This is a genomic window from Mogibacterium pumilum (assembly GCF_002243385.1).
GTDB lineage: Bacteria > Bacillota > Clostridia > Peptostreptococcales > Anaerovoracaceae > Mogibacterium > Mogibacterium pumilum.
In genome coordinates, this window is sequence record NZ_CP016199.1 from 99,049 (window position 1) to 109,004 (window position 9,956).

At 37.6% G+C, this 9,956-nt stretch carries 14 protein-coding genes and 1 pseudogene; 4 read left to right on the forward strand and 11 right to left on the reverse strand.

The window, feature by feature from the left end; translation table 11 throughout:
- Both AXF17_RS08885 and nadE read left to right on the forward strand, forming a co-directional pair.
- Positions 1–201 (forward strand): annotated as a pseudogene (locus AXF17_RS08885) ([FeFe] hydrogenase H-cluster maturation GTPase HydF); the annotation flags it as partial.
- A gap of 9 nt (positions 202–210) precedes the next feature.
- Positions 211–948 (forward strand): NAD(+) synthase, encoded by a 738-nt coding sequence (gene nadE, locus AXF17_RS00450; RefSeq protein ID WP_094233308.1) that lies wholly within the window; start codon positions 211–213, stop codon positions 946–948.
- Positions 949–1,056: 108 nt separating this feature from the next.
- Here the strand turns inward: nadE and hisC are convergent, their stop codons facing one another.
- Positions 1,057–2,121 carry a histidinol-phosphate transaminase gene (gene hisC, locus AXF17_RS00455; RefSeq protein WP_094233309.1) on the reverse strand — a complete coding sequence of 355 codons (1,065 nt, stop codon included), beginning with the start codon at positions 2,119–2,121 and terminating at the stop codon, positions 1,057–1,059.
- Between the two features lie 2 nt (positions 2,122–2,123).
- Positions 2,124–2,441 carry a YerC/YecD family TrpR-related protein gene (locus AXF17_RS00460; protein ID WP_094233310.1) on the reverse strand — a complete coding sequence of 106 codons (318 nt, stop codon included), beginning with the start codon at positions 2,439–2,441 and terminating at the stop codon, positions 2,124–2,126.
- A 280-nt stretch (positions 2,442–2,721) separates the two neighbouring features.
- On the opposite strand from AXF17_RS00460, the gene AXF17_RS00465 reads away from it, so the two are divergent.
- On the forward strand, positions 2,722–3,450 hold the full coding sequence (locus tag AXF17_RS00465; RefSeq protein WP_094233311.1) for a DUF134 domain-containing protein: 729 nt from the start codon (positions 2,722–2,724) through the stop codon (positions 3,448–3,450).
- 70 nt (positions 3,451–3,520) lie between these two features.
- On the opposite strand, the gene rd is transcribed toward AXF17_RS00465, so the two are convergent.
- Positions 3,521–3,685 carry a rubredoxin gene (gene rd / locus AXF17_RS00470; RefSeq protein WP_094233312.1) on the reverse strand — a complete coding sequence of 55 codons (165 nt, stop codon included), beginning with the start codon at positions 3,683–3,685 and terminating at the stop codon, positions 3,521–3,523.
- 215 nt (positions 3,686–3,900) lie between these two features.
- Between rd and AXF17_RS00475 the strand changes: the two genes are divergently transcribed.
- The gene (locus AXF17_RS00475; RefSeq protein ID WP_094233313.1) at positions 3,901–4,590 is read left to right on the forward strand and encodes a TIGR01906 family membrane protein; all 690 of its coding nucleotides are present in this window, start codon (positions 3,901–3,903) and stop codon (positions 4,588–4,590) included.
- Here the strand turns inward: AXF17_RS00475 and AXF17_RS00480 are convergent.
- The 8 genes from AXF17_RS00480 to AXF17_RS00515 form a co-directional block, all read right to left on the reverse strand.
- The gene (locus AXF17_RS00480; protein WP_094233314.1) at positions 4,583–5,131 is read right to left on the reverse strand and encodes a hypothetical protein; all 549 of its coding nucleotides are present in this window, start codon (positions 5,129–5,131) and stop codon (positions 4,583–4,585) included. The genes AXF17_RS00475 and AXF17_RS00480 overlap by 8 nt on opposite strands.
- A 19-nt stretch (positions 5,132–5,150) precedes the next feature.
- Complete coding sequence (locus AXF17_RS00485) at positions 5,151–5,705, reverse strand: hypothetical protein (protein WP_094233315.1); 555 nt, start codon at positions 5,703–5,705, stop codon at positions 5,151–5,153.
- A gap of 19 nt (positions 5,706–5,724) precedes the next feature.
- Entirely contained in the window at positions 5,725–6,273 is a 549-nt protein-coding gene (locus AXF17_RS00490; protein ID WP_094233316.1) for a hypothetical protein, read from the reverse strand.
- Between the two features lie 19 nt (positions 6,274–6,292).
- Positions 6,293–6,847: a hypothetical protein gene (locus AXF17_RS00495; RefSeq protein WP_094233317.1), complete on the reverse strand. Its 555-nt coding sequence runs from the start codon at positions 6,845–6,847 to the stop codon at positions 6,293–6,295.
- Positions 6,848–6,866: 19 nt separating this feature from the next.
- Complete coding sequence (locus AXF17_RS00500) at positions 6,867–7,412, reverse strand: hypothetical protein (protein WP_094233318.1); 546 nt, start codon at positions 7,410–7,412, stop codon at positions 6,867–6,869.
- A 19-nt stretch (positions 7,413–7,431) separates the two neighbouring features.
- The gene (locus AXF17_RS00505; protein ID WP_094233319.1) at positions 7,432–7,974 is read right to left on the reverse strand and encodes a hypothetical protein; all 543 of its coding nucleotides are present in this window, start codon (positions 7,972–7,974) and stop codon (positions 7,432–7,434) included.
- Between the two features lie 19 nt (positions 7,975–7,993).
- Positions 7,994–8,539: a hypothetical protein gene (locus AXF17_RS00510; protein WP_094233320.1), complete on the reverse strand. Its 546-nt coding sequence runs from the start codon at positions 8,537–8,539 to the stop codon at positions 7,994–7,996.
- Between the two features lie 7 nt (positions 8,540–8,546).
- Positions 8,547–9,956, reverse strand: a 1,410-nt coding sequence (locus AXF17_RS00515) for a MucBP domain-containing protein (protein ID WP_207651566.1), incomplete at its 5' end; no start/stop codon positions are given.

The following is a 9,956-nucleotide window of genomic DNA, read 5'->3' on the forward strand; positions in this document are numbered from 1 at the left end:
ACTTCAGGCGGTGAATATCCGCGTGACCTCAGTGGCTATAAGCTCATAATTCACTGCGGTGCATGTATGCTTAATAGGTGCGAGATGCAGTACAGACTCGGCGAGGCAGATACACAGGGCATCCCGATTGCGAACTATGGAATGGTCATCGCATATTGCAACGGGATACTTGAGAGGGTAATTCGCCCATTTGGAATATAGGAGGAAATTATGGGTTTTGATGCAAAAAAAGCTGTTGATGCAACCGTAAAATGGATCAGCGATTGGTTTCAGATGAACGGTCCCGGCTGTAACGCAATAATCGGTATCAGCGGCGGAAAGGACAGCTCGATAACTGCTGCACTTCTGGTTCAAGCTCTCGGCAAGGAAAGAGTGCTCGGAATAATGATGCCTAATGGTGAACAAAGCGATATGGATATGGCTCTTCTCCTGATTAACCACCTTGGCATAGAGAGTCACGTCATCAATATAGAAGCGGCTTATAGTGGCGCAGTTAAAGACATCGAGTGCGCCATTGGCGAACTAAGCAAGGATTCTCTTATCAATCTAGCTCCTCGCCTCAGAATGGCAACTCTATACGCTGTCGGTCAGTCGAGAAATGGCAGGGTTGCCAACACCTGCAACCTTTCCGAGGACTGGGTTGGCTACTCAACTAGATACGGAGATGCGGCAGGTGACTTTAGTCCGATTTCATCTTTTACAACTGCCGAAATCCGCGCAATGGGCCGCGCACTCGGAGTACCCGAAGTCTTGATTGAGAAGGTCCCTTCAGATGGTCTGAGCGGAATGACAGATGAGGATAAGCTCGGCTTCACTTACGAAGTTCTCGACCGCTATATCAGAACTGGCGAAATCGAAGACCCTAAAACTAAGGAGCGCATCGATATGCTTCACGAACGCAATCTGTTCAAACTGCGTTATATGGATAGTTTTAAGTATGAGGGGTAATGATAGCTCCCATTTAGCTATAATAACCAGAGTCAAAATACAGGAGCTAGGTCATCAGACCTAGCTCTTTCTTATCTTATAATTTGTTATTAATCGGAACCCCTCGTTCTATCTATCCGCCAATACCACCTTTATAACTTCGACAAACTCATCCATCTGCGCTTTAGTACCAATCGTCACCCTGATAAAGTCATCTATCCTAGGTTTAGCAAAGTGGCGCACAAGCACTCCACGTTCCTTGAGTTTCTCATATAATTCTCGGCCGCCAAAGCCGTCCATCTTCATATAAAGAAAATTTGCTTGAGACGGTAGTACATCGAAGCCTATATTGTTCAACTTCTCCGCCGCATAGACCCTAGCCTCAATTATGCGCTGCATGTTCTCCTGATAGTAGTCCTCCTCATCAACTGCAGCTTCTGCCAGAATCAGCGACATCGCGTTGACCGCATAAGGATTCGTCGAATACTGCATCTTGGTCAGATCCTCGATAAGAGCAGCATCTCCTATCGCAAAGCCAAGCCTTCCTCCCGCAAAGCTCCTCGACTTCGAGAAAGTCTGCACGACAAGCAGGTTGTCGTATTTACGAGTTAATGGGATCGCCGATTCAGCACCGAAGCCTGCATACGCTTCGTCTATAATCACTACATTATCGGGATTCGACCTCACTAGCTCTTCAATCTGGGCACAGGTGAGTGCGATTCCAGTCGGAGCATTGGGATTAGGCAGAACGATATTCTTGTCTATTCCAATATATCCTTCCAGATCTACAGTCAAGTCATCACGAAGCGGTTTAATCTCGTATTTTATCTCGTGAAGGCGCGCTACAACCTCGTAGAAACTATAGGTAACATCGGGTATAACAATACTGTCGTTCGTGTCGTTCCAAGCCATGAAAGCGAAGTTCAGAATGTCATCTGAGCCATTTGACAGGAACACATTCTCCGGCTGCACCCCATAGAGCTCAGCCATCTTGACCTTGAGCTTCCTGCCCGTCGGGTCTGGATAGAGGCGCATCTGCTCCATGTCAGCATCACGCATCGCTTGGTACACAGCAGGTGCAGGAGGAAACGGCGACTCATTGGTATTGAGCTTGAGATACTTCCTATCCTTGGGCTGCTCGCCCGGTGTATATGACTTAAAATCCTTGTATAATTCTCTGATAAATCTGCTCATGACTATTTCTGTTCTTCTGTATCTCCGTTTTCTTCAAAATTATTATTTTTGTCCAGTACAGTTTTGTACCCTCCCTCTCCGTACATGAGGCATTTATTGACCCTCGTAATCGTAGCGGAGCTTGCACCGGTAAGTTTGCTGATTTCATTAAAGACTTTGCCATCTGTAAGAAGTCTCGCTACCTCAAGCCTGTGTGCTAAGTCTTGAAATTCTTTAATCGTACAAATGTCCTCGAAGAACTTTATGCATTCCTCCTCAGTCTCTAGCGACAGAATCGCGTCAACAAAGTTCTGTAGCCATCTTGATTCAACTTTATTCATGTTCGATACCTCGATTTAATTCAGTATAAGATATGAATCTATACTATCACTTTAGCACGCTAAATTCAAACAGCAAGTTCGACTGAAGATTTTGAAAAAATGTATTATTCAAAATCTTCATAGATGATATATCGGAAAACTACACATATATTTTATGTTGCAAATTCTTACATGAAAAGTATAATTATCATTTTTAACATATGTCATAATTGTTGACTTTCTTAAGCCATTGCTGTATTATAATGATGACATATGTCAATAATAACAGATGGAGAGTACCATGCCCGGAAGAAAGACAAAACCAAGACATATTGAAACTGTACCTGAATACACGCGTTTCGAGCCGCAAGGTATTACTTACGGCGAACAAATTATCCTCTCTGTAGATGAGTTTGAAGTAATAAGGCTTATTGATCTTGAACATCTAAACCATGAAGAGACAGCAAAAAAGATGAATGTAGCACGAACTACAGTTACGGCTATATATGAACGCGCAAGAACAAAGCTCGCTGACGCGATTGTAAACGGCAAATTTCTTGTAATAGAAGGAGGGCATGTACATTTGCAGTCCGGTATTATTGATTACAACATAGGAACAAAAACTTACAAAGGAGACAAAATCATGAGAATTGCAGTAACATATGATAACGGAGACATCTTCCAACACTTTGGTAAGACTTCACAGTTCAAGCTTTATGATGTAGAAGATGGAAAAATTATCGCTTCACAGGTTGTCGACACTAACGGTGCCGGTCACGGCGCACTTGCAGGATTCTTAACGACTAATAATGTTGACACTCTTATCTGCGGCGGAATCGGCGGAGGTGCACAGCAAGCTCTAGCAGATGCTGATATCAAGCTATTTGGTGGCGTTTCCGGAAATGCAGATGAAGCTATTGATTTGCTACTCAAGGATGAACTTAAATTCAATCCTGAGGTTAAGTGCAATCATCATGGCGAACATCATCACCACGAGGGCGGATGCGGAAATCATGGGTGCCATAATTAGTTGAGTTTATTATAAAAGTGGGGATGTCGCAACGCGATATCCCCACTTCGTTGTATAACGTATTTAATTATTATTCGTCTGTTTCAGAAAACATATCCTTGCCAACATCACAAAGAGGGCAAGCCCAATCATCTGGTAGATCCTCAAATGCAGTTCCTGGCTCGATTCCATTATCTGGATCACCAACTGCCGGGTCATAAACGTATCCGCAAACGTCACATACATACTTCTGCATATCAATATCCTCCTCTAAAATTAAATCTAATTTTGTAATCAATTGTTTGTAAATTGATTGTATCACATTTAATTTAATTGTAAAGCAATTTTGTGTTTTATATATAGAACATTTTTCGGTTTATTTGCTTCGCCTCCGCGGCAGAGATAGTTCCCTGCCCTTGTGGAAATCATAAAGCAATGATACATTAGACTCTGTAGAAAGGAGCCTCTGAATTGAAGATTAAAATCATTGCAATTATATGCGCACTGAGCTTCATGATAGCTACACTGCTGACTGCAGCAGATATAACTATGTATCACATTCCAGGGTATTATCGCCACCAATTTGAAGAAAAAGAGGTGCTCGGTGACTTGAACCGCGATATGGATATGGATAATGCGATGTCTGCGTTTGGCGAGATGATGGAGTATCTGCGCGGAAATCGCTCTAATCTGAATATAGAGGTAACTGTCGATGGTACTCGACAGGAATTTTACACTGCGCGCGAAAAGGCTCATCTTAAGGATGTGCGTACCATTGTCCTCAAAGCTTATCTTGCGAGGCTAATTGCCGCTATAATATTCTTTATCTCTCTCATCTGCATTTCCCTTTACTGTAAAGACAGGCAATCTGCTCATTCATCGATTTGCAAGACATTCATCAACACATGCATAATTACAAATGCCGCCTTCCTGTTGATAGTCGGAATAGCGGCGGTAAATTTCGATAAAGCATTTATGGTATTTCATAGGGTGCTATTTGCAAATAATTACTGGAGACTTAACCCGGACGAAAGCGACCTCATCAACTTGCTGCCACAGTCGTTTTTCGAGCAAACGGCACTCGTGATATGCGGAATCTACTTTGTCATGGTTATGGCTTCTGTAATTGCGGCGTGGAAATTGCGCCCTACATCTAATTGAATCGCTTGTAGTACTTCTTGTTGAACTGTTTCTGCAGGTTGATTCGTGGTTTGCGATTGACGTTGGCTTCGAAAATGAAGCCGAAGTTCTTGTATATGTCTTTGTAAAGAACTTCTTGATCTACCGTCTTTGCATCTATTTCATCTAACCCTGTTGAGCTATCATACCCATATTCTAACCTGAAGGCTTCATCAAAAAAATAGTCCTTATCCGTAATATCATAAAATATGTATCTGCTTTTCTTTTCTGCAATATTGTACTTTATGATAACTCGCTCACTATCTGAAAATGTATTATATATGATAAAACCGCCATCGTCTCTATACCGTATATTCTTCTTGTTAGGCTTATAGATAACATCCATATTTTCTAATGCCATTGCTAATTCTGGGTGTGTTCCCGCCTTATGCTCCATGTTGTGTGCATAGAAAACAGAGTATTTTCTAAGGTTGTGGTCGATATATAGGTCGGCGCATATGAAAATAATACAAATATATATACCTAGTATTATTGTAATAGTGGCTATAATTACTTTCTTCATTGAATTTCACAACTTCCCATTAGTTAAATCGCTTATAGTACTTCTTGTTGAATCCTTTCTGCATGTTGATCAGTGGCTTGCGATTGACGTTGGCTTCGACGAGGAAGCCGAAGTTTTTATGAAGATCATGATATACTGCATCTTTATCTACGGCATTAACATCAACTTCTCTATACGTAGTATCAGTTCTACTAAATCCATCTTTTATTTCAAAGGCTCTATCAAAATAGTATGATGAATATTTATTGTCAACAAAGCAATATACAGTATCATCGGACCAGTTAGTACGAGATAATCTTGGTACATTGTTATCCGCCTTATATTTAAAATTATATATAATACATCTGCCATCATATCTATAGTCTATATTGTTTTTTTTCGGTTTACGCATTAAATCAAGATTATCTAACACCATAGCTAACTCAGGATATGTTCCATCCTTATGCTCCATGTGGTGGGCATAGTAAACAGAGTATCTTCTGAGATTTTGAGCAGGATATAAATTTGTATATGTAAACCATCCGAAAGCTATAGATATTATAAATATTGTTACAATTTTTAGCTTTTTCTTCATCAGAATTTACACCTTACCATTAGTTGAATCTCTTATAGTATTTCTTATTGAACTGTTTCTGCAGATTGATTCGTGGTTTGCGATTGACGTTGGCCTCGACGAGGAACCCGAAGTTATTGTATATGTCTTTGTAAAGAGCTTCCTGATCTACCGTCTTGATATCTATTTCATCATGCCCTACTGATGAGTCATAGGCACGAGTTAACTTAAAAGTACCATTGAAATAGTAACTTTTATACGTAATATCATAATAGCCATAAAAAAGTTCTCCTTCCCCTCGATTATAACTTATACTAAATTGTTCGCTATCTAAAAAATTTTTGCAAATAGTATAACCACCATCTTCTCTATACCGTATATTCTTCTTGTTAGGCTTATAGATAACGTCCATATTTTCTAATGCCATTGCTAATTCTGGGTGTGTTCCCGCCTTATGCTCCATGTTGTGTGCATAGAAAACAGAGTATTTTCTAAGGTTGTGGTCGATATATAGGTCGGCGCATATAAAAATTATACAAATATATATACCTAGTATTATTGTAATAGTGGCTATTAGTATTTTCTTCATTGAAATTCACCATTCACACTTAATTGAATCGCTTATAGTATTTCTTGTTGAACTGTTTCTGCATGTTAATCAGTGGCTTGCGATTGACATTGGCTTCTATTAGGATGCCGAAGTCTTTTATTATCTGTTTATATAGCTTTCGGTGATTTATCTCATTAATATTGATTGCTCTACCACTCTTGTTATCATCTGCTTCAGTCAATACAAAGCTAGCATCGAAATAATAGGTTTTATTTTCTGTAGCACTATGATAGCAATAGCATATCCTTTTATTGTATCCTAGTTTCTTTGATACATAAGGAATATCACCATCGATTTCATTGTTATAATTATAGGTTACTGTGTTTCCATCTGAATCATATTCAATTCCTTTGCTTCGTTGTATTTTAATGTACTCTATATTTTCTATTACCATTGCCATCTCCGGATGTGTTCCCTCTTTATGCTCCATGTTGTGGGCATAGTAAACGGAGTATTTTCTGAGATTGTAGTCTATATACCAGTTATCGTATAGCTGTACAAGTCCTATAGTTATAAATAAAGTAATTAAGCATGTTATTATTATCTTCTTCATTGAATTTCACAACTTCTCATTAGTTGAATCGCTTATAGTACTTCTTGTTGAACTCTTTCTGCATGTCAATCAACGGTTTGCGATTAACGTTAGCTTCGACGAGAAATCCGAAATTCTTGTATATGTCTTTGTAAAGAGCTTCCTGATCTACCGTCTTGATATCTATTTCATCAGGCCCTATTGATGAGTCATAGGCACGAGTTAAATTAAAAGCATCATTGAAATAATAGTCTTTATCCGTGACATCATAAAAATCATAGCGAAGCTCTTTTTCTCCTAGATCGCAACATATGATAGCTTGCTTTCTATCTGTATAATTATTGTAAATAGCATAACCACCATCTTCTCTATACCTTATATTTTTCTTATTAGGTTTATGGATGACTCCAATATTCTCTATCGCCATTGCCATCTCTGGATGTGTTCCCTCCTTATGCTCCATGTTGTGTGCATAGTAAACGGAGTATTTCCTGAGATTGTAGTCTATATACCAGTTATCATATAGATGCACAAGTCCTATAGTTATAAATAAAGTAATTAAACATGTTATTATTATCTTCTTCATTGAATTTCACACCTTACCATTAGTTGAATCGCTTGTAGTATTTCTTGTTGAACTCTTTCTGCATGTTAATAAGTGGTTTGCGATTGACATTGGCTTCGACGAGGAAGCCGAAGTTCTTATAAACTTCCTTATATAATTTTTCTTCGTCGATATCACTTTTTTCATACTCCATCTTGGCTGTATTAGAATCATAAATTGCTTTTAATGAAAAATCGGAGTTAAATATGTAACTTCTATCCTTTGATTTCGAATACAGATATTCCACTCCGTATACATAAGTTGCGCAAATCGAAGGATTATTGCGATTATTTATATCGTTATACACTTTCGCCAGTCCATCATAGTCATATCTTATGCCTTTACTTGCTGGTGTATATATAACCTTTATGTTCTCTAGTGCCATTGCCATTTCTGGGTGTGCTCCCTCCTTATGCTCCATGTTGTGTGCATAGTAAACGGAGTATTTCCTGAGATTGTAGTCTATATACCAGTTATCATATAGATGTACAAGTCCTATCGTTATAAATAAAGTAATTAAGCATGTTATTATTATCTTCTTCATTGAGTTTCACACCTTACCATTAGTTGAATCTCTTATAGTATTTCTTATTGAATTGTTTCTGCAGATTGATTCGTGGTTTGTGATTGACGTTAGCTTCGACAATAAAGCCGAAGTTCTTGTATATGTCTTTGTAAAGAGCTTCCTGATCTACCGTCTTTGCATCTATTTCATCTAACCCTGTCGAGCTATCATACCCATATTCTAATCTGAAGGCTTCATTGAAATGGTAGCTTTTTTTCGTAAAATCATGATAAATATAGCGAAGTTCCTTTGCTCTAGGATAGCAACTAATGATAACTTGCTCATTATTTGAAAATGTATTATAAATGATAAAACCGCCATCGTCCCTATACCGTATATTCTTCTTGTTAGGCTTATAGATAACGTCCATATTTTCTAATGCCATTGCCATCTCCGGATGTGTTCCCTCCTTATGCTCCATGTTGTGGGCATAGTAAACGGAGTATTTTCTGAGGTTATGATCTATGTATAGGTTGGCAATTATTAACAATATCCCCATAATTAGCGCTATTATACTAATACCTATTATTCTATTTTTATTCATGCTCAATCTACTTCCTTTTAAATAATGTTTTCAGCTTCTTTGTCAGTTTAGATACAACTTTCTTTTTTTGTTTTGCTATATACTTCTTTGCCATCCTTACTATTTTTTTGCACTTATTTTTAGCTATATTAGTTAATTTCTTTATTATCTTTACGCCATTTCTTATACCTTTTTTTACATTGCGAATTGCGCTAGTTGTTCGTGCCTTTATATTTTTTATTCTTTCACCAATCGAAGAATGGCTTATTTTCTTTTTATAAATCTTAATAGCCTTTCTTAATATTTTACCTTTATTCTTTTTAGCAACATTTACTTTTTTAATTGTTTCCTTATCTTTTTTTATATATACAAAGTATATTAGTAGTCCAACGCCTCCTATTGATAATGTTGCAGAAAAATTATTTAAAAATAATTGCTCATCAGCTGTTACACCAGGCCCTGCTTGCTTTTCCAAGATTTCTTTAAATAGCTTCTCCCTTTTTTTATCAAGATTGTCCTGACTGTAGTAGTCTATTATGCTTTTGCTATATAACTTATCTTTGTATTTTGGATGATACCTTAAGATGAATGCATCTTTATCCGCTCTCAAATCGCTTTTACTCATATGCGTCCAATAATCGCCTGTATAAGAATTTAGATAAAAGAACTTCTCTTTTTTTGTAAATATATATGGAAGACTAGCTCCAAATTTTGTGCTTTCTCTTCGTATATCACTTCTTTCATAGCTACCTAACGGTGATGCCATATGAGAGAGGTCAACCGGATATCTATCAAACTCATGTAGATTATCTAAAATATTATCTGCTTTTTTGTAAGTATTTTTTGATACGTCTGGTTTTACCAGCTTATTCGCATTTGATTGTAATATATCTCCTTCGTACACTGGATATATTATCGCATTTGCAACCTCATGATTTATCTTATCTTTATTATTCCCGTATTTCTTTCTCGCATTCTTCTCTACCTCTTCGAGATATTGTATAAAGGCCTTCTTTTCCTTTGCAGTCATTCCTGTATTTACTAGGAATGGATCTTTTTTAGATGACTTAGATTTGGTATATGATTTAGCACTGCTGCTAGTTACCGATTTGTATGTTCTATTAGTTTTTACAGTATTACTCGGTATGCTTCTTCTGGTTCTTTTTGCACGATTTTGTGGTGCTATGTTGTTTGCGGTGCTTTCCTGCACTGGATTTTTCCTATATACAAAGCGAATTATCGGTTTGTTTATATTACTTATATCCTTTTGTACACCAATTAAGCTGTAGTTTAGTATATCTGCTTTATCTATCCTATAGCTATATCCGGTTATTCCTTTTAGATTTGTAGCCTGCTTTATAGGGGTTCCTTGTTCATCTATATATTCAACTCTTATATGCTGGTTAACCTTTGTTTCTACTTTTGCCTGCAAGCTGCT